The sequence below is a fragment of the [Clostridium] saccharolyticum WM1 genome, from assembly GCF_000144625.1.
In the GTDB taxonomy this organism is placed as follows: domain Bacteria; phylum Bacillota; class Clostridia; order Lachnospirales; family Lachnospiraceae; genus Lacrimispora; species Lacrimispora saccharolytica.
Genome location: NC_014376.1, coordinates 601,496 through 625,239 on the forward strand (window position 1 = coordinate 601,496; position 23,744 = coordinate 625,239).

The window sequence follows — 23,744 nt, forward strand, 5'->3', positions numbered from 1 at the left end:
TTAAACACATATAAAATACCTTCTGCTTTCGATAATTTCCATTATAGGAAGTATAATTACCTCGTAATGCAATTAGGAATTTCGAAAAGTATTTCAAAAAGAAAAAAGGAGAGTGCATTAATTATGAGAAAGCAGACAAAATTAGTTGCTGTTTTATCTACAGCAGCACTGCTTGCATTAGGCGCTTCCATGTCCTCTTTCGCAGCAACTGGCTGGCAGGAAGAAAATGGTACATGGGTGTACTATGACAAGAACGGCGACACAGTAACAGAGAAATGGGCAAAATCCGGTGATAACTGGTTCTACCTTAACGAAGATGGCGAGATGGCTACCGATGCTCTTGTTGAGTACAATGACAATTACTACTATGTTGATGAGAACGGTTCCATGGTAGCTAATAAGTGGGTTTCCATTGAAAATGACAATTATGATGGCGATGATGATAATGAGCCGGTAAATCACTGGTACTATTTCGGAGCTAATGGTAAGGCTTATAAGAGCTCCAGCAGCAGCAACACAGCTTCTTTTAAGACAATTAACGGCAAGAAATATATCTTTGATGATGAAGCTAAGATGTTATATGGCTGGATTAATGAGTCTGGACAGAGAGAAACTGGTGATGATGCTTGGAGAACAGATAATAGCTTATATTACTGTGGCGATGAGAACGATGGTGCTCAGGCAAATGGATGGGTATTCCTTCACATCACTGATAATCAGTGGGAATCCACTGAGGACATAGGCGTTTCTAGCAAAAATACTTTTGATGATGAAGAACAGGATCGTTGGTTCTACTTCAAGGGTAATGGTAAGAAAATGGTTGACAAAAAAGGTGAGACCATTAATGGCAAAAAGTACAGCTTTGATGAAGATGGCCGTATGAATGCTGAGTGGGTTAACTGGGATGCAACTCCAACAACAGCTACTGCAACACAGGGCACTGCTGCATACACGAAAGGTTTCAGATATTATGGAAGTCCAGAAGATGGCGCAAGAGTAACCAAAGGTTGGTTCCAGGTAGTGCCGGATTCATACTTAAGTGAAGACGACTATAATGACGATTCTGAGAACTGGTACTATTCTGACAAAGATGGTAAATTAGTTGCTGGTGAAATGAAGACAATCAACGGCAAGAAGTATGCTTTTAATAACAGCGGCGTTATGCTTGATGGATTTAGATTCATTAAACTTGCTTCTGATAATAAAACTATTTCCGCTATTGCAAATAAGGATACTAAAGACGAACCTACAGTTAAGTTAGTATCTGATAGTGACTACAAGTTTGATACAACCGACGGCTTTAAGAAGCATGCTTCTTCTTGGGAAGCTTCTGACTACAAGCTTTATTACTTCGGATCTGGCGATGACGGTTCTATGAAGATCAATAAGCAGAATGTAGACATCGATGGCGATTCTCACAGCTTCTTATTCAACAAGTCCGGAAGCTTCAAGGGTGCTGGTAAGACTGGTATCGACAATAAGAAATATTATCAGTCTGGTATGTTAATGGCAGCCGACAAAGATGACAAGTATGCTGTTGTTAAAGTTAACAAGACTGGTTCAAATGTTAACTATGTTCAGATCATGACAACTGATGAGTTCTTAAAAGACATGGAAGATAACTTTAATGTAGTATCTGTTGTAACAGATACTAACAAGTATTCTGAAGAATATACTATTCCGGCTGCAGTAACAGACAGTGCTACTGTTGAATACAGAGTAGTTAATACTTCTGGTACTGTTCAGAAGAGCAAGAGCAAAGCCAAAGATGGTAATGATCGTTGCTATGAAGTAGCAAGCAATGGTAACATCGTAAGAGTTTTCGTAGAAAACTAATAAATTAGACTTATGCTAATATACGGAGCGGGATTATTATTAATCCCGCTCCATTATTGTATGGCGGTCTTTTAATAAACCACCTGCTATGCAGGTGTGACCACAGTCGGCTTCAACTTCAAGTAAAAAACCTCCAGTGATATAATAAGTGTGGGTTCGCAACCGCACAAATTAATCAAAGGAGGTTATCCAAATGGATATGAATAGTTTATCACATTCGAAATGGGAATGTAAGTACCATATTGTATTTGCGCCAAAATACCGAAGAAAAGTAGTATACGGAGAATTAAAACAAGATATTGCAAATATTTTGAGTATGCTGTGTAAGAGAAAAGGTGTAGAAATAATAGAAGCAGAAATATGTCCAGATCATGTGCATATGTAAGTGAGAATACCACCGAATATTAGTGTTTCAAGCTTTATGGGGTATCTAAAAGGAAAAAGTACGCTAATGATTTTCGAACGACATGCAAATTTAAAAAACAAGTATGGAAACAGACATTTTTGGTGTCGTGGATATTATGTTGATACAGTAGGGAAGAATGCAAAGAAAATACAAGAGTATATTCAAAATCAATTAAAAGAGGATTTAGAATATGATCAAATGACATTAAAAGAATATATAGACCCGTTCACGGGTGAGCCGGTAAAACAAAACAAGAAATAGTGAGCCCTTAAGGGCTCTGTAGAAAAAAGTTTGTGCGGCTGTAGAACTTTTTCGATGAGCCTTTAGGCTCCAATGTCGGTAATAACCCCTTATAGGGGTAGAGCAAGCCACCGGCTAAGCCGGTGGTCTTGACTTATGGATTCAATTTCAATGTTCGGAGTGGAATTTATTTGAATTCTACCTCATTCATGCATTTGTAACTGTTTTGTTAACTATGATAATATACTGAAAAATGTCTCTCTGGCTGTTTTTAAAATTGAAGAGGGTCAAATTTACATCTACTTATCCTCTGGCTGGGATAATTATTGATTGTACAGCTTTGGGATATATTTAGGCTAAGGAGGCTTAACAGACATAATCCCTTTCTTTTTAAGAAATCAGTATAAGCCTGGAAGCGTGAATATCCCAACTGCATAAAACTCACCCAGAATACTATGGGGCCAGTATGAGGATTGCACTTACGAATATCCAGAATTGCTTGATATCCTCAGAGGAATGTTGATTGGGAGGGTGAAGAGCTTGCCTGTACCACTCAGAGACCCAATTGAACAGTCTCAATTGGTTTTGGACTTGATGACAGCCTTAAAGACCCCGTATTTTGGGCATATTTAAAAGTATAGACGATGCATCATATCCTGTGTATACTGACCTTGTGGAAATATCTCTTTCAGTTTGTTCTTTTGGGACCGCGATTAGTATATAACACAGAAATGGTATTTCTGTTTTTTGATTATTCAGTTGTACTCTTGTATTGTAATCCTACAATCCTAGGAGAATCCTAGGATAATACTATCTTGCAGATACAAGAATTAAATGATATACTAAAAAAAGAATTAATTTGAAAGGGAGAATAAGGATGGAGAAACAAGAAGGAAAAAGCCCTTTTTTATCATTGGTTATTAGTATATATGTCTTATTAATAGGTGTTGGGATTCCTATTGTTGTTAGGGATAGGTATTTTGATATACTTATAGTTAAGTATTACTTTTATTGTGCTTGTACGATATTGATGACAATATTGGTAGCGGGGCATTTTATCGTGACGGGTGCGAGGCAGAGAATATTCAATATTAAAAGTTTTTTTTTGAATAGTCTAAAAAGTTGTACTATCGCGGATTATGCTGTATTAATATATCTATTGGTTGCTATTATATCGACTTTTTCATCAGACTATCTATATGAGTCATTCTGGGGTAACGAGGGAAGATATACAGGCCTATTTTTAACAATATGGTATGTGATTAGTTATTTTTGTGTAAGCAGATATTGGAAGTTTAAAAATTGGTATATTGATGTTATTCTAGCGGCAGGAATGCTTGTTTGTCTGTTTGGGATTACCGATTATTTTAAATTAGACATTTTTCATTTTAAAATTGCTATGATTGAAGAACAGAGGTCAATTTTTACATCAACGATTGGAAACATTAATACCTATACCGCATATGTTGGGATACTGGTAGCTATTTCCACAGTATTGTTTGCGACAGATAGAAAAATTAAAAACATGATGTGGCACTATTTCTGTATGGTGATCAGTTTTTTTGCAATTATTATGGGAGTGAGTGACAATGCATATCTTTCTCTAGGTGTATTATTTGGATTTTTACCATTATATTTATTTAAAAATGTAAAAGGTATTCAAAGATATATCATTATATTAGCAACTTTCTTTTCAGTAATTCAATGCATTGATTGGATAAATAATTATTTTGGAGAAAGTGTTCTTGGAATCCAAAGCGCATTTGATGTGTTTATAAGATTTCGTGGATTATTATATTTAGTAATGTTATTATGGGGAATTGCCATATTATCTCATATAATTGCATATAAGAGCAAACTTGATTCTGATAAGCTTGGAAAAATATTCAGATACCTTTGGATTGCAATTCTTTTACTTATTATATTGTCAGTATTATATGTACTTTATGATTGCAATGTATCTGGCAATGCGAATAGATATGGAAATTTAAGCTCATATTTTCTCTTTAATGATGATTGGGGAACTAGCAGAGGATATATCTGGAGAAAAGGTATGGAATGTTATCAGAGTTTGCCTTTGTGGAAAAAAATCGTCGGATTTGGGCCTGAAACTTTTGGAATTTTAGTAATGCAAAAAACTGTAAATAATCCATATAACCAATTGTATGATAGTGCACACAACGAATATCTTCATTTGCTAACTACGGTTGGATTCGCGGGATTGACAGCTTATTTTGTTTTTATATTTGGATATATAAGGAGATGCCTTCATTATATAAATAGAACACCGTATATTGTGGCTATTATGTTTGGTGTTATTTGTTATAGTGTTCAAGCGTTTGTAAATCTCAACCTTCCGATTGTTACGCCTATATTCTGGCTTCTGTTAGGTATGGGAGCTGTAAAATCAATGGAAGAGTAATGGTGAGATAAAAATAAAAACTTAAGATTCTGATGATTATAACTTTTGGGAGTTTTTTGGCTCTTTGTCAACAGTTGGGGTGAGATTCATCTGAATCTCGCTCCGCTCTTGCATTTAGAGCTTATTTATTAAGGCTCTTTGTCAATAGTTGGGGTGGGATTCGTTTGAATCTCGCTCCATTCTTTGCTTAGAGCTATTTTTTTAATGATGAATGGGGTACCCACATAGGTTATATATGGAGAAATGCTATGGTATGTTTTTCTGGATTTCCACTGTGGAAAAAGTTGGTAGGATTTGGTCAGGAAACATTTGGAATTTTATTGATGCATCAAACAAAGGGCAATATTTATAACGAGATATTTGATAGCGCACATAATGAATATTCGCAATATCTGCTTACTATTGGAATTGCTGGTCTTATTTCCTATGTAGCATTTATATTGGCTTGCATAAAAAATTGTATTAGACATAAAGTTGAAAATCCGCTTATGATAGCTTAAGCCTTTGGTATAATTTGTTATAGTGTTCAAGCATTTGTAAATTTTAACTTTCCTATAGTTACACCAATTTTCTGGTTGTTATTGGGAAAGGGAAGTGCAAAATCTATAGAAGAATTATAATATTAATGGAAAGGAAGCTTTTGGCAGCCTCTCCATTGCTAATATTAATGAAGCAAGTCATTAAGTAAATATTAAGTAATATATGAAAATATTAGAAAAAATGTAAAGAAATATTATTATCTTATAATAGCCGAAGGAGTTGCGGTATTTTATTCAAGATGCTATACTATGGAAGTATACTTGAATATTTCTATAAAACATAAAATGTAAAATGCATATTTTATAAATAGGGAGTAGGTTATATTGAAAGAATCTAAAGAAAAATATAAACGTATTATAAAGCTTCTTTTTTCTACTGTTATGGTAATGGGATTAGGTAGTATATATGCATATGTCTGGATTGAATATTATAATAAACACGTGATTCAACTGGGATTTTACCGACGCGGTAATTGGATGATTGTATTGCTTTATTGTATATTGCTAATGTTCTTTTTTAATACATATGGTGGGTTTAAGGTAGGACAATTGAGATTTGGTAATTTGTTATATTCTCAAATTTTATCCACTATTTTTGCCAATGTATTTACATATTTTCAAATAGCATTGATAGATAAGAGATTTGTGAATCCTGCTTATATGTTTATAATGACAGTATGCGATATAGCATTTATGATTACTTGGACAATATTATTTCATGCATTTTATAAGAGTATATTTCCGCCAAGGAAGATGTTACTCATATCAGGAGATAAATCTGATTACCATTTGCTAGAGAAAATGAACGCAAGGGATGATAAATATCAAATATGTAAATTAATTAATTACCGTGAAGGAGTTGAAAAAATACAGGCTGAGATCGTAAAATACGATGGAGTTATCATTGGTGACATGCCTTCTAATGATAGAAACTGGATATTAAAATATTGTTTTCAAGAGGCAATTCGCTCATATAGTGTTCCGAAAATATCAGACATTTTATTAAGAAGCTCGGATGAAATGAACCTTTTTGATTCCCCTCTGCTTTTATCAAGAAATTTTGGATTGACAATTGAACAGCAGTTTTTAAAACGCTGCCTTGATATTAGTATAGCACTGGTTGGAATTATTCTTTGTAGTCCTATTTTTTTGTTTATTGCATTAGGAATAAAAATTTCGGATCGAGGTCCGGTATTCTACACACAAACGAGACTAACTTTAAATGGGAATAAGTTTAAAATTTATAAGTTTCGTACAATGATCCAAGATGCTGAAGCTTTAAGTGGGCCGAGACTTGCAAAAGAAGAGGACGATAGAATTTTCCCACTGGGGGCATTCCTAAGAGCTACACGTATGGATGAACTTCCCCAACTTTTTAATATTATAAAAGGCGATATGTCTGTAGTTGGACCTAGACCAGAACGCCCGGAGTTAGCAGAACAAATTATAAAAGAAATCCCAGAATTTGAATATCGTTTAAAGGTAAAGGCTGGTTTGACAGGATACGCTCAGGTTTATGGTAAGTATAATACAACTTCTTATGATAAGTTGAAATTGGACCTAACATATATCCGGGGGTATTCACTCTTATTAGACTTTAAACTGATCATTATGACACCAAAAGTCTTATTTATGAAAGAAAGCTCAGAAGGTGTGAAACGTTGAAAAAGGTTTTGATAGTATCACACGTAAGTGGTTTTTTGCCTCAATTTGAAATGGAAAATGTGAAAATTCTACAGGGGTTAGGATATGAAGTTCATTATGCGGCAAATTTTAAAAATCCACAATATGGCAATGATAATAGCAGATTAAAGAATAGTGATGTGCTGTGTCACCAAATTGATTTTGCGCGGTCTCCTTTTCGAGTGATACAGAATATGAAAGCTTATAAGCAGATGCGCCGTCTTTTGAATGAGGAGAAATATTCCATATTGCATTGTCATACACCAGTTGGAGGTGCGATAGCCAGACTTGCTTCAACGAAATGTAAAAATAAAGAAATGAAAGTAATTTATACAGTTCACGGTTTTCATTTTTTTCATGGGTCCCCTCTTAGAAATTGGTTGATTTACTATCCCATTGAGAGGATTTTGGCAAGATTAACGGACATACTTATAACTATTAACGATGAAGACTATAAACTGGCTTGCGGTTTCAAATTAAAGAGGCATGGAGAAGTTAAAAAAATCAACGGCGTCGGAATTGAAGTAGATAAATTTAAGGATATTTTTGAACAAAGATATTTAAGTCGTGATTTTGGTTCAGATAAAAAAATCACTTTCTTATCAGTGGGGGAACTAAATTCTAATAAAAATCACAGATTGGTTATAGAAGCGTTGCATAAGAGTACCTTTGAAAAAGCTCTTTATATCATATGTGGAGAAGGAAGTGAGAAACAAAATTTAAAAAAGCTGGTGAAAAAATACAATTTAGAAAGACAGGTTCGTCTCATTGGTTATAAGAAGGATGTGAAATCAGTTTTGAGACAAGCAGATGTATTTATTATGCCATCTTTTCGGGAAGGCTTGTCAGTAGCGCTTCAGGAAGCAATGGCTACAGGCTTGCCGATTATTGCAACCGACATACGTGGAAACAATGAATTGATTGATGAAGGAAAAGGAGGTTGGCTTATTCCTTCGAATGATGTGGAAACTATGGCTGAAAGAATGATACAGATTGAAAATGCAGATATATATTCTATGGGGAAATATAATTTTAATAAAATACAAAATTATGATAAGAAGATGGTAGCTCTTGCAATGCGTGATATTTATTGCAATATGCTTCAGGAGGATTTATGTTAGAAAAGACAAAGATAAGAATAGATGTTTTTTTAAAATATAAAAATTTACTTCGTGAGTTAGTAGCTAGGGATATAAAGGTACGTTATCGTCGCTCTGTTTTAGGTATGTTATGGACCGTACTTAACCCGCTTTTGATGATGACGGTTATTACTGTTGTGTTCTCAACGTTATTTAAGCAGAATATTGAGCATTTTCCAATTTACTACCTTGCAGGAACGCTGGTATTTTCTTTTAACTCTGAAACCACTAGCAATGCGCTTTACTCAATTATCGGAAATGCACCATTGATGAAAAAGGTCTACATTCCCAAATACCTTTTTCCAGTTTCCAAGACTGTATCCGGATTGGTTAATCTTGGATTTTCCATGATTGCTATGTTTATTGTGATGATTATCTTGGGTGTAGAATTTCGCCCTACTTTACTATTACTTCCAATTCCTATTTTTTACGTGTTTTTATTTTCGGTAGGTTCAGGTTTATTTTTGGCAGCGATTACTGTTTTTTTCAGAGATGTAGCAAATTTTTACGGTGTGTTTGTAATGGCATGGACATATTTCACGCCGATATTTTTTCCAGTAAGCATTTTGCCTGCTGCCGCCATGAAGTTGATATATTGGAATCCAATGTATCATTATGTTAACTATATGCGAGACCTGATTTTATTTGGGCGGTTTCCTGGACTGAAAGAGAATTTAGTCTGCTTTATGTTTGGAGTTGTGTCTCTAGTTATCGGTGTGGTTGTTTTTTATAAAAAGCAAGATCGCTTTGTACTATTTATTTAGGAGGTTGTTGGTTTGGGTACGATGATACGCTTGGATAATGTATCAATGATGTTTAATATGAGCAATGAGAGAATTGATAATATCAAAGAATATGTGATACGTCTGGTAAAGAAAGAATTGATGTTTCAACAGTTTTGGGCGTTAAAAAACATATCGTTTGAACTGGAGAAGGGAGACTCCCTTGGAGTTGTAGGACTGAATGGAGCCGGAAAGAGTACTTTGCTAAAGCTGATTGCAGGAGTTATGAAGCCGACAGAAGGAACAGTCTATACTATTGGCAGCATAGCTCCATTGATAGAGTTAGGCGCAGGATTTGATGAGGACTTGTCGGCGGAAGAAAATATTTATTTGAACGGCGCGATTCTTGGATATTCCAGAAATTACATGAAAGAACGCTATGAAGAAATCATTGACTTTGCGGAATTAAAAAACTTTACGCAAGTTCCTTTGAAAAACTATTCTTCTGGTATGAAGGCACGTCTGGGATTTGCTGTGGCTACCATGAATGTGCCAGATATTTTGATTTTAGATGAAGTCTTATCTGTTGGAGACTATAAATTCCAGGAGAAAAGTTTTGAACGAACTCAAAAGATATTAAATTCAGGAGCAACCGTTCTATTTGTATCCCATTCCGTTTCTCAGGTGCGTAAGGTATGCAATAAAGCATTATGGTTGGATAATGGAACAGTGAAAATGTATGACACTGCCGATAAGGTTTGTACTGCTTATGAAAACATGGTATAAACGAAAGGGATTTTATGAAAAAGCTGTTATTTGTTATCACTCAGTTTTATAAGGGGGGAGCAGAGGTAGCCCTGTTAAATCTGTTTCACCGTCTTTCGCCAGAGGAATATGAAATTGACTTTTTAATATTTGATCAGATGATATTAAAGGAAGCCACGTCTTTGATTCCTCAAATTCCGGAATGGGTGAATGTATGCAATGCTGCTGAACCAGAGGGGCATTTGGCAGTTGTTAAGAAAATATGGTTTAAAATTTATCGCAGGGTTACTAAACACCAACTTTATCGAAAACGGGCATATAATTTTATAAAAGGAAAAGAGTATGATGCGGCGTTTTCTTATGGGGAATGGATGTCACCGGAATTTGTAGCCCAGAAAGTAAAAGCTAAAAAAAAGATGGTCTGGATTCATGCAGATATTGATAAAGCGGCTTATGTTGACGAAAGAATATTATTTGGTTATGACAGGGCTTATGACCGTTATCTTTTTGTATCAGAACAGTCACGTAAGGCAGCGGAACAGGCTTTTTTATTTTTAAAAGGCAAATGTTCTGTGGTACATAACATGTGTGATGATCAAGAAATTTATCGTCTTGCCAAAGAACCGTTAAGCGTTGACGATGAAGCCTTTGATTCATACCTTCTTAGCGTAGCGAATCTACGAGAAGAGAAAAATTATCCCCGCATGATAGAAACCATGAAATGTTTATGTGACATGGGAGTTGAAGCAAGATGGTTGTGTATTGGTTCCACAGCAAATGTATTTATCCTGAATAAGGTAAAATCTTTGCTGGCCCAGTATCAACTAGAGGACAGATTTATTTTGCTTGGTGCTTGCGAAAATCCATATAAATATATGAGCAGGAGTAAGGCGGTTCTTGTATTGTCAGATTTTGAGTCGTGGTCATTGGTGATTACTGAAGCGAAGCTTTTAGGAATTCCTGTGGTTGCAACCAAGACCTCTGGTGCTTTGGAACAGATCCAGGACAGGGAAAGTGGGATTTTGGTTTCTTTTGAGCCAAAAGACATAGCAAATTCTGTAAAAGAACTACTAGAAAACCAAGAAATCCAGGAAAAGATTCGCATAAATCTAGGAGGATTTTCCACGCAGCAAAAAACTTTAGAAGAATTTTTAGCAATTTTAGAGGATTGAGAATTTGAAAAAAATTGTATATGTTTTTGATGATATTAATTATCAGAGCGGTGCTCAAAAAGCAGCTTTTTATCAGATGCAGTGTTTATCAGATAAATATGACGTATATGCTATGTCACTTAGCAAGCCTGATGAAGAATTGGAGATTACAGCAACAATCATAAGGCAAGAAACGTTGTGGGAAAAGGCAGATGCTTATACGAAAAGCTTTAAGGAAATGCTCATAAGTAATAAGGGCTTTTCGGAAAAAGCTGGAAGAATATTCTATGCCATATCAATGCGACTGGGAATAGGAGAGCTGTTTCTAACCTTTTTTTTATATAAGAAACTTATAGAAGAATTGGAAAAGTTTGATGTTGTAGTCGTCGTAAGTGAGGCCTCAAAGTTAAGAAATGTGGTTGGAGGTTTGGCCAAACCCCGTAAAGTCCAATGGATTCATACGGATTATGAACGTTGGTGTCAGTATTCTGAATGGACAAGGGCTGTTACAAAAAATGATTCGTGCCTTTATAAAAAGTATGATTGTATTGTTGTTCTTTCAGAATCGTGCCGACAGGGAATGATCAGAAGAATACCCCAATTAAGTGAAAAAATTGTTGTAATTCCTAATATGGTAAATATTACAGATATACAGAGAAAATCGTTGGAGGAAGCGGAAGTATTCATAACCGATAAAGCATATAATTTTGTTACAGTTGGGAGATTAGACAAAGAGAAGAATTTTGGTAGAATACTTGATATTTGTAAATGCTTATCCGCTGATAAGATTGATTATACATGGTACGTGATTGGAGATGGACCATTAAGAGAATCTATACAGAAACAGATCAAAAGATTGGATTTGCAGGAGAATGTTATTTTATTGGGACGTTTAGAAAATCCATATCCCGTGATGAAACAATGTGATATTTTTGTTCTGTTGTCAGATTATGAAGGAACTCCTGTTACTATTGATGAGGCGGTTGTGTTAGATTTGCCTGTAATATCAACACCTGTAGGAGGAATTCCAGAACAGTTGAGGCGGTATGGTTGTGGTAAGTTATTGGAAGGAACGAGAAATTTATATAAGGAGTTTACTCTGGCTATTGATGGTATTGATGAAAAAAAAGTGGTATCAATAGATATAATTAATAGGACAATTTTTGAGAAGATGATCAAAATCGTTGAAGGATAAATTTCAGACAAAACACTGGTCAAGAAAGTGATTTTGTGATAAAATCTAGAGAATGTTTAGGTTTTACGTCAAAGATAATGAATATGGGAGAGGACAATATGAAAAAATTGCTGTTTGTGATTAACCAGTTATATAAAGGGGGAGCCGAAACCTCATTAGTCAATTTACTTAATCATCTGGACTATTCTAAGTATTCTGTTGAATTACTAATCTTAAATCAGTGTCCAGTAAAGGATGCCGTGTCATTAATTAATCGTATTAATAAGAGTGTAACGGTTTGTGATGCGTATATGGAATATCAAAAAATAACTATATTTGATCGTATACGAGCAAAAGCATTATATACAATAGAACAAAAAGGTGCTTATTACTTCACTGCTCTTGATTTTATAAAGGATAAATATTACGACTGGGCATTTTTTGTGGGAGAATGGTGTTCTCCCTCTTTTGTTGCATATGAGGTAGAAGCTAATATTAAAGCGGCTTGGATGCATAATGATTTATCTGAGGCAGAATATTTTGATGCGGAGCATTATTTTTATTTTGCGGATATGTTTGATTACTTTATCTTTGTGTCGAAACACTCCCTTGATTCAAGTGTAGCCGCATTTCCATTTTTGAAAAAGAAAGCGGTCACTATTTATAATATTAATGACATTGATTATATTAGAAAAAGAGCAGAAGAGCAGAGTGATTATAAAATAGAAAATAATAAGCTAATGGTTCTCACATGCGCAAATTTTCGACCACAGAAGAATCACTTACGTCAGATAGAGGTTATGGTTGAATTGAAAAAAAGAGGTGTTGAATTTGTGTGGGTGAATATAGGTGCCACTTCTGACGAGGGACTGGTTTCAAGAGTAAAGGAAATTCGCGATGAAAATCAATTAACAGATCAATTCCTGATTTTTGGTCCGAAAGAAAATCCATACAGTTATATGAAACAAGCTGATATAGTAGCTGTACTCTCGGATTATGAGTCTTGGTCAATGGTCATCACAGAAGCTAAGATTTTAGGTAAACCAATCATCGCAACTAAGACCTCCGGTGCTGTTGAACAAATTGAAGATAAGAGAACGGGGATTTTAACAGACTTTAGTGTAAGTGATATTACGGATTGTTTAGAAGCTCTGCTTAATAATGAAAAAGTTAGAGAGCAAATCAAAAATAATATCAATGGTTTTGATAACACCAAAGAAATTATAGATTCCTTTGATGAACTTATCTGTGAGGGAGTTTCAAGCAAAGAGAATGTAGATATTCTTTATGTCATAGATGATATTAACTATATGGGCGGTGCTCATATAGCAACTGAATTACAAATAAGGGAATTTGTAAAAATTGGAAAAAAAGTTGCAATCTATTCCTCCAATGTTCCCAATTTAGAAATACGTGAAAAATTGCTAGGGGTAAATTTTTTGGGGTTAAAGAATTTTAAGGAAAATACTATATTCACCTCTCGTCTTACTTATTGCCTTTTTAGTCCTAAATTGACGAAAGAGGAGAGAATGAGAAAGTTGAGATATACAGTTAGTTCTTATTTAAAAAAATTCAATTATAATGAGATGGTATTACCAAAAATAACAATTCTGTTTTCAAAATATCCAACGATTTGTGTAATATCTGAAGCCTCCTTATATAGAAAGGCTATAGCAGAATCTAATTGTGAAATTAAAATTCAGTGGATTCATACAGACTATTGCGAATGGAAAGATAAAAATGATTGGACAAAAAAAATCACATTAAATGATGCAAAGCTATATCAAAAGTTTACCACTATCGTAGTTTTGACAGACAATATCAAGGCGAAGTTTGTGAAATTGTATCCGCATTTGGAGTCTAAAATAATTGTGAATAAAAACTTAATACCTGTTGATGAAATTAAAGAAAAATCAAAACCACTCAGCCCTAAAAACAGAAAACCAGTACATTTTGTAACTATAGGAAGGATAAGTTTTGAGAAATCATATCCTAGGCTAATTAAGATTTTATCGCGATTAAAAGGGGAAGGATATCTTTTTACTTGGACAATAGTTGGTGGAGGAGAAGATTTTGAACGTGTAAAACTTCTTATCTCAACATCTGGTTTACAAGATGAGGTTACTATGACTGGGCCATTATCTAACCCTTTCCGCATATTAAAGGAATCAGATGTGTTTGCATTATTATCTGACTATGAAGGGTTACCGAATACTATTTATGAAGCATTGGTTTTAGGGGTACCTGTCCTAGCTACAAATGTAGGAGGTATTTCAACGCAGATAACCGATGGAGAAAATGGATGGCTTGTAGAAAACAATGAAAGAAAGATTGAGAGTATGCTGGAAACTATTCTGATGAATCAAGAGAGGATAGATGCATTAAAAGAAAATCTAAAGTCATATATATATGATAATGATAAAGTTATTGAGATTAACAAAAAAATATTCCATATATAATTATGTTCTGTTAAGTACATTTGGTGAAAAGAAAGGAATTATCTAGGAGCATAATATGGAAATGAGAAGTTTGATTCGAACTATACTTTCGTATATTTGGCCTTTCAGTAAATTTATATCAAGACTAGATTATTTATATTCCGAGGTTACATGGCTTAGAGACTACTATAAAAAGATTAGATGAATTAGAAAATGAGAAGTCAAGAGTATTAGAATTAAAAACAGAGTTGCAGAATTTAAATGCGTTACTTTAGCGAAGATCTGATGAAATAAGAGTAGAGAGGGAGAAACTACAAGATGCATTAACCAAAGTAAGCGATTTCAAATCTAATTTAGATGAGATGGCATATCGATTGAAATATTTGGAAGAACAAAAAGAAGCTTCATACTCGGAGAGGCAAGAATTACAGCATTTAAATGATATTTTAAAAAAGAACTTTCTGTACAAAATTATATGCATCAGATAAATGATTCTTCTGAATTTTGGGACAATAATTATTCGGAGGGAGGGAATTCTGGGACAGGATCCTATAATAAATTAGCAGAGTTTTGGCTGATATTGTAAATGAGTTTTAAGCAATAAACACATATGCTCTGCGATTGAAATAGGGTGTGGAGATGGAAATCAACTTTCGCAGATTAAATACAAGCGGTACGTAGGAGTGGATGTTTCTCAAACTATTATTGAACAGAATAGAGTTAAGTTTAAAGATGATAATTCTAAGCAACTCTTTTGTGCATTAACGGAAAGGGCATTATATATAGACAACAGATATGAACTAGCTATTTCTATGGATGTCATTTTTCATTTACTTGAAGAGTCTGTTTTCGAGAAATATATGGAAGGTTTGTTTTAATTATCAAGTAGATATATAATCATATATTCATCTAACCACGAGGAGTATACGATTTGGCCTGAATATAGGCATAGAAAATTTATGAAGTACTTTCAAGAGCATATTAGTGGGTGGAAACTAGTGTCCTTCATACCGAACAAATATCCCTATGCTATAGGGTTAGAGGAAAGCACATCAGCATCAGATTTTTATATTTTTGAAAAAGTTAATAGAGAAATATGATGCTACTTGCCCAGTTCAAAGGTTGGACAGAAAAAGTAGTTTTGTAGCTTAGCTCTATTATACGAGGGAGGTAGTACATTTGAAAACATTAAACTATATTAGGATGGGCCTTCTTTGCATTTTAGGTTCTTACTATTTGACATGGCGCATTGACGAAATCACTTTAGATACCTGGTTTCAAAAAATATTTGTGTTCATTTACTTTTTACTTATTCTTCTTTTTTTTTGGTTGTTAAGGCATCGGTATCTGAAGCTGCCCCCAATTACTATTCAAGAAAAAGTTGCGAAAAATCTGGTGTCAATCTTAATAACAGTAGTTTTTGTAACGGTTGGTTTTGATGCTTTTGTTGGATGGCGATATGATCCAATAAGTATATCCATTACAGCGTTGGGGAAAACTGGAGAAATTCATGTAGGACAGAAGGGTACCGAGGTTTGGATTACCGAGATTAAAATAGATGGTCAGAAGTATGATCTATCAAAAGTACCACTTGCACCCGAATGGGAATATCGAGATAATGCTAATCTTCTTTCTTATCAAAACCAACCTTCAACTATAGCTTTTGAACTGCCAGGCGCACGAAATACAGAAATTGATTTTTTGTCGCATCCATGGAGTGGTGAAGTACTTGTAAAGAGCAATCAAAAAAATCAAAAGATTGATTTGTATCGTACGGAAGATAAAGAAAGCAGTAATGTTACATTCTCTCTGCCAGGAGAAAGGGGAGTCTCTTTCATTTGGGATTGGATAGCTAGAATAGGCTGTTTTATACTTTTACTAGATATTATCAATACTGCTATCTGTTTTTTGATATGGCGTAAATCAATTAAGACGGAAAATAGTTCCACGTCTTCTCTGAGTCCCCCCCGTAATTATCAGTTGCTTTATATATTGGCAGTATGTATGGGAATAGCTTTCCTTATTTTCCGACATACAAGTATAGAACTATATTCAAAGGCATATTTTGCTCTCTTATGCGGTGCATTTTCCGTTTTATTAATATTAACGGGTGTAGCATATTTTGCTGTTCTAAAAGAACATAATGTACAGCGATACAATATGCGAGCCTTTGTTATCGCAATCATATTATCAGTATTTGTTGTGTTCCTATTAGTAAATAATCTTTACAATTTAGAATTTCATCCTACATTTACAGCGATTTTTTATTTACAGTCCTCCCTATTGTTTTCGTTATGTACATTAACCTTATACCTTTCATTTCATATTATGCCATCAAGTCTTTTAGGCGTAATGGTTCCACCTTTTCTTCTAAGTATTGTTTTACCTCTTAGTGGTTGGCTGAGGAGTTGGACAACAGGATCACTTTTTTTGGTAACATCGTTTTTGTTTTTTATCCTATTTTTTGCAATATATGTATTGCGTCAAAAGTTCGATTTTAAATATAGTAAAATTGAGAAAGCAGTTAGCAGAGTAAAAATCCTTTTCTTTGTATGCATTACTTTCTTCACTGTATTCTTGTGGAGTTATAATAAAATTGTACTTTCCCCGAACAAAATACAGGGAGGTATATCCATTATTGGTTTCTTGGGTATATCTATGGTGTATGCTGCAGCTTTTGGCATCAGTATATTGACACTTTTACAACTGTTTAAAAACAAAATATCTAAAAAATGGATAACGACAAGAACTATTCGAATTCAAAAAAACGAACTGAAAGTGTTTCCGATATTACTGATTTTTATGATTTTATATTGGCTTATTTGGTTAGTTGCATATTATCCAGCCAATATGAGTCCAGATAGTGTGGATCAATGGGGGCAGGCAATAGGGGTAAGTCCGCTGCTTGATGCTCATCCAATTTTTTCTACGCTATGGATTCGTATGTGCAGTCTCCTGTGGCAATCACCTGCAATGGTGATATTAGTACAAATAATTTCAACTGCAGTTATATTGGCTTATATTCTTAATTACTTTTCCTTATGGAACTTTAACAAAAAAGTACTGTTAGTACTTGGTTGTGCAGTTGCTCTTCTTCCCAACTCATCTATTTATGTGGTGACGCAATGGAAAGATGTGGTATTCCTGTTAGCTCTTTTAGTTTTGGCTTACCTCATGCAAAAGATTTTTATGGACAAAAAAATTGGGGCTTTAGAGAATATTGCATTGGTTATCGCATTGAGTGGAGTGTCGTTGCTAAGGCACAATGGTTTTTTGATAGCACTGATTTGTGGTTTGATTCTACTCATTGTAGCATTAAAAAAGCGTTTGTTTTATAGTGTTGTCAGTATAATATTGGCAGCGACTTTTGTTTTTCTATTCAACGGACCGATTTATAAAGCGCTAAATGTGAAGCATTACGGAATTGGCTTAGCTGGAACAGTAACAGACTGCGTTGGTTATACAATTTATTACGATGGAGAGATTCCGGAAGATATTTTGGAAGAGGCCACACAGACTGCTACTGTAGATTTTTGGAAAGCTCAGTTTGCACCGTTCCTTGCGTTTGACTATATTTATAATGGGGAACATAACCTATCAAGTATTTATGCGGGCAAAAGTAGCGCTGAACAAATTGGCATCATTTTGCGTCTGTTTTTGCGCAATCCCGACATCATATTTTATGAACGTATGGCAATGAATGATACTAACCTTTTTATCAATCAGTCTGAGGCACAGGGATCACTAAATTCGCGATATCAGAAAGATATTTATGAAAATGATTTCGGCTTTGCACATAAGGACACGACGCTAAAGACTTTGCTGGATAAATTTTTATCTGCCACCTCCTGGCAAAACCCCTTTTGGGATAGTTTTTTATGGCGAAATGGAGTTATGATTTGTGTCGCTGCATGGGTGATTTATTTCAATTTTACGCAAAAAAGGTGGACGCGAAACATTATATTTTTACCAATGATTATTAACTTTCTTACGCTATTCATCGCTCTTGTGGAGCAAAGTTATCGCTTTACTCATAACATTGTACCCTATCTGTTGATTGCTATATTATTTGCAGTTATGCCCGATGAGGCTGATGAACAAACAAATATGGTTTTTGAAAGGAAGCATAAGAGTAAAAAGCAGGTTAGAGTTTAGATTGTATTTTATTATAAGAGGGATTGAAAACTATGGAACAGATTTATTATTTATATGAAAAGTATAAGAAGTATAAATATCTTATGTGCTTTTTAATCGTATTTTTAATAATTTTATTATCTAATCTACATAGTAGTCATTTGAGTTTTTACTACGATGCATCAGGATATTGGGAATTAGGGAAAACATTTTTTGGACAAGGGAGGTTTAATATACTCAATTATAAAGAAGCATTGAGGGGATATTTGTATCCATTAATTAATTCAATGTTCTACCTTTTGGCGCAGGCATTGCATCTAAATGAAATATTTTTATTTAGGAGCGTGAATGCAGTTATCGTTGCGTTTTTAATAGCTGTATTGATACCAAAGTTATTTTCTTTGATACTTAATAAAGAGATAACTGCTTTTCAGAACCTTGCGTTTTGTGTAATAACTACTATTTTTTGGAGAGGATATTTTTTGTATCCTTTATCAGATTTTCCGGCATTATTTGCTTTACTGGCAGGAATATATATAGTGTTACAAAACTATTATAAACGAATAGAGAGAGTACAGATAACACAAGCTATTAAATATATATTGGCAGGTGTTTGTATTGCTGCTTCAGTGAATATAAGACCTTCGTATCAAATTATAATAATTCCGTTTTTTTTCCTATTATTTATTTGTTTTTATAAAAGGGTTAGCAGGAAAACTGCTGCAGTATATATTATCTGCACTGTGGTAGGGTTATTAATTTGTTTCATTCCACAAATTTATATCAATTACTTTAATTTTCAGGTTTTGAGCCCCTTTATTCAGACCTCCTTATCTTCTTATGGAAAAAGTTTGCTTATACAACAAATTGAATGGGGCATATTCATGCAAAAATATGAGACTTATATCGGAAATGGACTTGAACCAGCGATGAGATATATTGATTTTCAGGGGCAAGGTATTTTACAAAAAGAAAATATTTCAACTATAAGTTCAATAGGGCAATATATTAAGTTACTGTTCAAGTACCCCGTAGACTTTATTTGTATTTATTTCAGACATATTTTTAATGGAATTGATATTAATTATAATACGCCTTATGTAGAAAATGCATATGAAAATAGAATTATATTCTCTATGGTAAATTACACTCTTTGGTTTTTCTTTTTGGCAAAGGTGAAAAAAGTAAAAAAGATTGAATCAGGGCATTTAGTTAAAGGCATAACTTATATTATAATAGTGCTACCTGCGTTGTTGTCTATAATGGGTGCAATTGAACCTAGATTTTTTATTCCTATTTTTATATTGTGTTATGCTGCCAATTGCTATACACTGAATATCAGTGATGTATTGAATAGATTGAAAAAGAGTACATTACTGGAGTGGATATCATTTATTGTGTTTATAGTGCTATGCTTTACTTTATCGGCTAACACGAACTTAATGCTTGAAAATGCTACAATACTAATAGGGAATTAAATTACTTATGAGGAGAATACAATGAAAGAACAAACTGTGCAAATGTTAGAGTTTCCGCAAAACGGAGATGCAAGAGGACATCTGGTTGTTGTAGAGGGAGGTGTAGACATTCCCTTTGATATTAAACGAATATTTTACATATATGGTTCAGATGCTGAGGTGGTTAGGGGACAACATGCAAATAAAAAGACTGAGTTTATATTAATAAATGTTTCTGGACAAAGTAAGGTAAGGGTAAAAGATGGAAAAGGGAATGAGGCAATTTTTGTTTTGAATCGTCCACATACAGGTATTTATCTACCAAAGATGGTATGGAAGGATATGTATGAATTTAGTGAAGATTCAGTATTGCTTTGCCTTGCTAGTGAGCATTATGATACGGAGGAATACATAAGGAATTATGATGAATTCGAAGAGATTGTAAATGGAGGTTTTGTAGAATGAAACTGTCCATAGTGATACCGGTATATTATAATGAAAATAACCTGTATCCGTTGTATGATGATATCAAGAAAAAAGTGATTGATGTAATTAATTATGATTATGAGATTGTCCTTGTAAATGATGGTTCAAAAGATAAAAGTTATGAGGTGATGAAGAGTCTATCAGAAAGGGATTCTCATATCAAAATCATTAGTTTATCCAGAAACTTTGGTTCTCATTCCGCTATTTTATGTGGGCTTTCTAGATGTACAGGTGACTGTGCTGTTGTTAAAGCTGCGGATTTACAAGAACCAACAGAATTAATTCTTGAAATGACAGAATCTTGGAAACAGGGAAATAATGTGGTTCTTGCAGTAAGAAATGGGCGAGATGAAAAACTGAGTCAGTCGTTATTTGCCAATTTATATTATGCCTTAGTGCGTAAGGCAGCACTGCCCTCTATGCCGAAGGGTGGATTTGATGTTTATTTACTTGATCGAAAGGTAATAGATGTTTTAATGGAATTGGATGAAAAAAACAGTGCTTTGACAGGGCAGATATTATGGAGTGGTTTTAGAACTGGCAAAGTTTATTATACCCGTTTAGCAAGAGAGATCGGAACAAGCCGATGGACACTTAAAAAAAAGTTGAAGTTGGTTTCTGATTCTTTATTTAGCTTTTCAACATTGCCAATTACATTGGTAGCAGGAATTGGAACTTTATCTTTTACTGGGGCTTTGGTCTGGGCTGTATTGGTATTGATTTTTAAGATACTTGGATTAATAGAAGTCAGTGGCTGGACAACTTTGTTTATATTTAATTTATTCAGTTTTGGAATAATAATGTTGACTTTGGCAATTTTAGGCAGTTATTTGTGGAGAACTTTTGATGCTTCTCGAAATAGGCCGCCTTTCATTGTAGAAGAAGAGAATGAAATCGAGTAAGGGGGGAAGGATAGTGAAGTTACGAAAGCTTCAAAAAGAAGATATGGAGGGTATGCTTGAGTGGATGAGCGATTCTGATATTCGTCAGAATTTTCGTTTTGGTACGGATAGGTTAGATGAAAAAAAAATTTTGCAGTTTATTGAGAATGCAGAGATAATGCCAATAGAAGGAAATAGTGTTCATTATGCCATTGCTGATAAAGAGAGTGATGAGTATCTTGGAACAATTAGCTTGAAAGAGGTAAGCACTGTTAATAAAAATGCGGAATATGCTATAAGTCTTCGAAAGAAAGCGCAAGGAAAAGGAATTGCATCTAAAGCGACAAAGGAAATACTTAGACTTGCATTTGAAGAATTTAAATTTGAAAGAATATATTTAAATGTTTTTTCTAATAATTTCAGAGCGATTAAATTATATGAAAAATGTGGTTTTACATTTGAGGGTGAATTTAGAAACCATTTGTTGGTAGAAGATGAGTATAGATCATTAAAATGGTACTCTATATTAAGCTGTGAGTATCAAGCCCTTTGTAAGAATGGCTTTAATATTTAGAAGCATAAATTGCAAAGTAAGGAGACAAGAAGTTATGAAGATAATGCCAAATCGTTTAGACAGAGGATTTGAGGTATACAAGGAAGAATTTGAACAAAAAGTACTGGAGGTTTTACGTTCGGGCTGGTATGTACTTGGAAACGAGGTAAAGAAGTTTGAAGAAGAGTTTGCTAAGTATGCAGGGGTAAAACATTGCGTAGGTCTTGCTAATGGATTGGATGCTCTCTGGATTGCATTTCGAATCCTTGGAATTGGTGTTGGAGATGAAGTAATTGTACAGGGAAATACATATATAGCAAGTGTAATGGGAATTACCATAAATGGTGCTACCCCTATTTTTGTGGAGCCGGACGAGTATAATAACATAGACGCATCTAAAATTGAAGAGAGAATTACTACAAAAACAAAAGCAATTCTTGTAGTTCATCTTTATGGACAAGCATCTAATATGGAACCAATTATGCGGTTAGTTAAAAAATATGATCTTCGTCTTGTGGAGGATTGTGCTCAATCCCATGGAGCATGTTTCGATGGAAAAATGACAGGAACGTTTGGAGATATAGGGTGTTTTTCTTTCTATCCCTCCAAAAATCTGGGTGCATTCGGGGATGCAGGGGCAATTATAACTAATGATGATAAGCTGGCAGATGAATTCAGAGTGTTTAGAAATTATGGAAGCGAAAAAAGGTATTATAATAAGGTGGTTGGTGCCAATTCTAGGTTAGATGAAATACAGGCAGGGTTATTAAGAGTGCGACTACAACATATGAATGAATTAACGGAAGAAAGAGTCAGGTTATGTAACACATATTTGACTTCTCTTTGTAATGATAATATCGTTTTGCCCACTATTCGTAAGGGTGCTACAACAGTATGGCATCAGTTCGTGATACGTTGTCGTAATAGGCAGAAGCTCATTGATTATTTGAATGAGAGAGGGATAGGTACGATTATTCACTATCCTATTCCACCACATCTGTCGGAAGCATATTCTTATTTAGGGCAACAAAAGGGGACGTTACCTATAACTGAAGCATATGCTGAAGAGGTATTATCCATTCCATTGTATAATGGGATGACTACAGAGGAACAGGAGTATGTCATACAAAATATTAATGCTTATGGAAATGAGACATGAATAGATTGATGCATAAAATAGAGAGAATTCTGGCAACTCTAGTAAGATTTTTTTTTAAGAAGGTTTTTCGTATGTCGCTTGATGAAAAGAAATTAGTTAATATTATGCAGTTCATACGATTTTGCTTTGTAGGAATTTCTAATACAATGCTTCACTACTTTATTTATCTGGTATGCCTCCTGTTAGGGATCCAATACATGCTTGCTAATTTTATAGGATTTACGATCGGTGTGGCAAATTCTTTTTATTGGAATAATAGATATGTATTTAAGGATAATGGAGAAAGTAAACGTTTTTGGCTGTTAACTTTTTTAAAAACTTATATCTCTTATGGATTAACAGGAATATTGCTAAATAGTGTTCTTTTGCACATAGAAGTTGGCACCTTAGGGATAAATCAATTGATTGCACCGATAGCCAATCTTTTAATAACAATACCTTTGAACTTTGTGATTAATAAGTTTTGGGCTTATAAGGTGAAGTGATTTGGTGTTGAGCTATAGTATTTACCTCAAACTGGTATCTGCATATAGGTTTAGCTTCCGGATGGTAAATGGTA

At 34.2% G+C, this 23,744-nt stretch carries 17 protein-coding genes and 1 pseudogene; all 18 read left to right on the forward strand.

What is annotated here, in order from left to right; translation table 11 throughout:
• Positions 1 to 123: 123 nt before the first annotated feature.
• The 18 genes and pseudogenes from CLOSA_RS02760 (at position 124) to CLOSA_RS02850 (ending at position 23,670) form a co-directional block, all read left to right on the forward strand.
• Positions 124 to 1,836 carry a cell wall-binding protein gene (locus CLOSA_RS02760; RefSeq protein WP_013271268.1) on the forward strand — a complete coding sequence of 571 codons (1,713 nt, stop codon included), beginning with the start codon at positions 124 to 126 and terminating at the stop codon, positions 1,834 to 1,836.
• Positions 1,837 to 2,029: 193 nt separating this feature from the next.
• A pseudogene (gene tnpA, locus CLOSA_RS02765) lies at positions 2,030 to 2,503 on the forward strand (IS200/IS605 family transposase).
• 856 nt (positions 2,504 to 3,359) lie between these two features.
• A complete protein-coding gene (locus tag CLOSA_RS02770; protein WP_013271269.1) occupies positions 3,360 to 4,904 on the forward strand; it encodes an O-antigen ligase family protein in 1,545 nt (514 codons plus the stop codon).
• An 863-nt stretch (positions 4,905 to 5,767) separates the two neighbouring features.
• Positions 5,768 to 7,108: a sugar transferase gene (locus CLOSA_RS02780; protein ID WP_013271270.1), complete on the forward strand. Its 1,341-nt coding sequence runs from the start codon at positions 5,768 to 5,770 to the stop codon at positions 7,106 to 7,108.
• Positions 7,105 to 8,247, forward strand: a complete 1,143-nt coding sequence (locus CLOSA_RS02785; protein WP_013271271.1) for a glycosyltransferase family 4 protein — start codon at positions 7,105 to 7,107, stop codon at positions 8,245 to 8,247. Before CLOSA_RS02780 ends, CLOSA_RS02785 begins: the two co-directional genes overlap by 4 nt.
• Complete coding sequence (locus CLOSA_RS02790) at positions 8,241 to 9,029, forward strand: ABC transporter permease (protein WP_013271272.1); 789 nt, start codon at positions 8,241 to 8,243, stop codon at positions 9,027 to 9,029. The genes CLOSA_RS02785 and CLOSA_RS02790 overlap by 7 nt, the downstream gene beginning before the upstream one ends.
• Before the next feature lie 21 nt (positions 9,030 to 9,050).
• Complete coding sequence (locus CLOSA_RS02795; protein ID WP_041708413.1) at positions 9,051 to 9,773, forward strand: ABC transporter ATP-binding protein; 723 nt, start codon at positions 9,051 to 9,053, stop codon at positions 9,771 to 9,773.
• Positions 9,774 to 9,787: 14 nt separating this feature from the next.
• Complete coding sequence (locus CLOSA_RS02800; RefSeq protein WP_013271274.1) at positions 9,788 to 10,924, forward strand: glycosyltransferase; 1,137 nt, start codon at positions 9,788 to 9,790, stop codon at positions 10,922 to 10,924.
• A gap of 4 nt (positions 10,925 to 10,928) precedes the next feature.
• Positions 10,929 to 12,098 (forward strand): glycosyltransferase, encoded by a 1,170-nt coding sequence (locus CLOSA_RS02805; protein WP_013271275.1) that lies wholly within the window; start codon positions 10,929 to 10,931, stop codon positions 12,096 to 12,098.
• Positions 12,099 to 12,196: 98 nt separating this feature from the next.
• Positions 12,197 to 14,536: a glycosyltransferase gene (locus CLOSA_RS02810; RefSeq protein ID WP_013271276.1), complete on the forward strand. Its 2,340-nt coding sequence runs from the start codon at positions 12,197 to 12,199 to the stop codon at positions 14,534 to 14,536.
• 605 nt (positions 14,537 to 15,141) lie between these two features.
• Entirely contained in the window at positions 15,142 to 15,393 is a 252-nt protein-coding gene (locus CLOSA_RS23650) for a class I SAM-dependent methyltransferase (protein WP_408643004.1), read from the forward strand.
• 301 nt (positions 15,394 to 15,694) lie between these two features.
• Positions 15,695 to 18,670, forward strand: coding sequence for a hypothetical protein (locus CLOSA_RS02820; RefSeq protein ID WP_013271278.1), 2,976 nt, complete (start codon positions 15,695 to 15,697; stop codon positions 18,668 to 18,670).
• Positions 18,671 to 18,702: 32 nt separating this feature from the next.
• Positions 18,703 to 20,127, forward strand: a complete 1,425-nt coding sequence (locus CLOSA_RS02825; protein WP_013271279.1) for a hypothetical protein — start codon at positions 18,703 to 18,705, stop codon at positions 20,125 to 20,127.
• A 21-nt stretch (positions 20,128 to 20,148) separates the two neighbouring features.
• Positions 20,149 to 20,571 (forward strand): sugar 3,4-ketoisomerase, encoded by a 423-nt coding sequence (locus CLOSA_RS02830; RefSeq protein WP_013271280.1) that lies wholly within the window; start codon positions 20,149 to 20,151, stop codon positions 20,569 to 20,571.
• Positions 20,568 to 21,494, forward strand: a complete 927-nt coding sequence (locus CLOSA_RS02835) for a glycosyltransferase family 2 protein (RefSeq protein ID WP_013271281.1) — start codon at positions 20,568 to 20,570, stop codon at positions 21,492 to 21,494. Before CLOSA_RS02830 ends, CLOSA_RS02835 begins: the two co-directional genes overlap by 4 nt.
• A gap of 13 nt (positions 21,495 to 21,507) precedes the next feature.
• Entirely contained in the window at positions 21,508 to 22,047 is a 540-nt protein-coding gene (locus tag CLOSA_RS02840; RefSeq protein ID WP_013271282.1) for a GNAT family N-acetyltransferase, read from the forward strand.
• A 34-nt stretch (positions 22,048 to 22,081) separates the two neighbouring features.
• Positions 22,082 to 23,185: a DegT/DnrJ/EryC1/StrS family aminotransferase gene (locus tag CLOSA_RS02845; protein ID WP_013271283.1), complete on the forward strand. Its 1,104-nt coding sequence runs from the start codon at positions 22,082 to 22,084 to the stop codon at positions 23,183 to 23,185.
• The gene (locus tag CLOSA_RS02850) at positions 23,182 to 23,670 is read left to right on the forward strand and encodes a GtrA family protein (RefSeq protein WP_013271284.1); all 489 of its coding nucleotides are present in this window, start codon (positions 23,182 to 23,184) and stop codon (positions 23,668 to 23,670) included. The genes CLOSA_RS02845 and CLOSA_RS02850 overlap by 4 nt, the downstream gene beginning before the upstream one ends.
• Positions 23,671 to 23,744: the final 74 nt, after the last annotated feature.

Excerpts from the sequence above, each read along its gene's own strand:
- CLOSA_RS02795 (WP_041708413.1), top strand. The coding sequence starts at position 9,051 with ATGATACGCTTGGATAATGTATCAATGATGTTTAATATGAGCAATGAG.
- CLOSA_RS02825 (WP_013271279.1), top strand. The coding sequence starts at position 18,703 with ATGGAACAGATTTATTATTTATATGAAAAGTATAAGAAGTATAAATAT.
- CLOSA_RS02760 (WP_013271268.1), top strand. The coding sequence starts at position 124 with ATGAGAAAGCAGACAAAATTAGTTGCTGTTTTATCTACAGCAGCACTG.
- CLOSA_RS02810 (WP_013271276.1), top strand. The coding sequence starts at position 12,197 with ATGAAAAAATTGCTGTTTGTGATTAACCAGTTATATAAAGGGGGAGCC.
- CLOSA_RS02830 (WP_013271280.1), top strand. The coding sequence starts at position 20,149 with ATGAAAGAACAAACTGTGCAAATGTTAGAGTTTCCGCAAAACGGAGAT.
- CLOSA_RS02770 (WP_013271269.1), top strand. The coding sequence starts at position 3,360 with ATGGAGAAACAAGAAGGAAAAAGCCCTTTTTTATCATTGGTTATTAGT.
- CLOSA_RS02800 (WP_013271274.1), top strand. The coding sequence starts at position 9,788 with ATGAAAAAGCTGTTATTTGTTATCACTCAGTTTTATAAGGGGGGAGCA.
- CLOSA_RS02790 (WP_013271272.1), top strand. The coding sequence starts at position 8,241 with ATGTTAGAAAAGACAAAGATAAGAATAGATGTTTTTTTAAAATATAAA.
- CLOSA_RS02850 (WP_013271284.1), top strand. The coding sequence starts at position 23,182 with ATGAATAGATTGATGCATAAAATAGAGAGAATTCTGGCAACTCTAGTA.
- CLOSA_RS02845 (WP_013271283.1), top strand. The coding sequence starts at position 22,082 with ATGAAGATAATGCCAAATCGTTTAGACAGAGGATTTGAGGTATACAAG.
- CLOSA_RS02835 (WP_013271281.1), top strand. The coding sequence starts at position 20,568 with ATGAAACTGTCCATAGTGATACCGGTATATTATAATGAAAATAACCTG.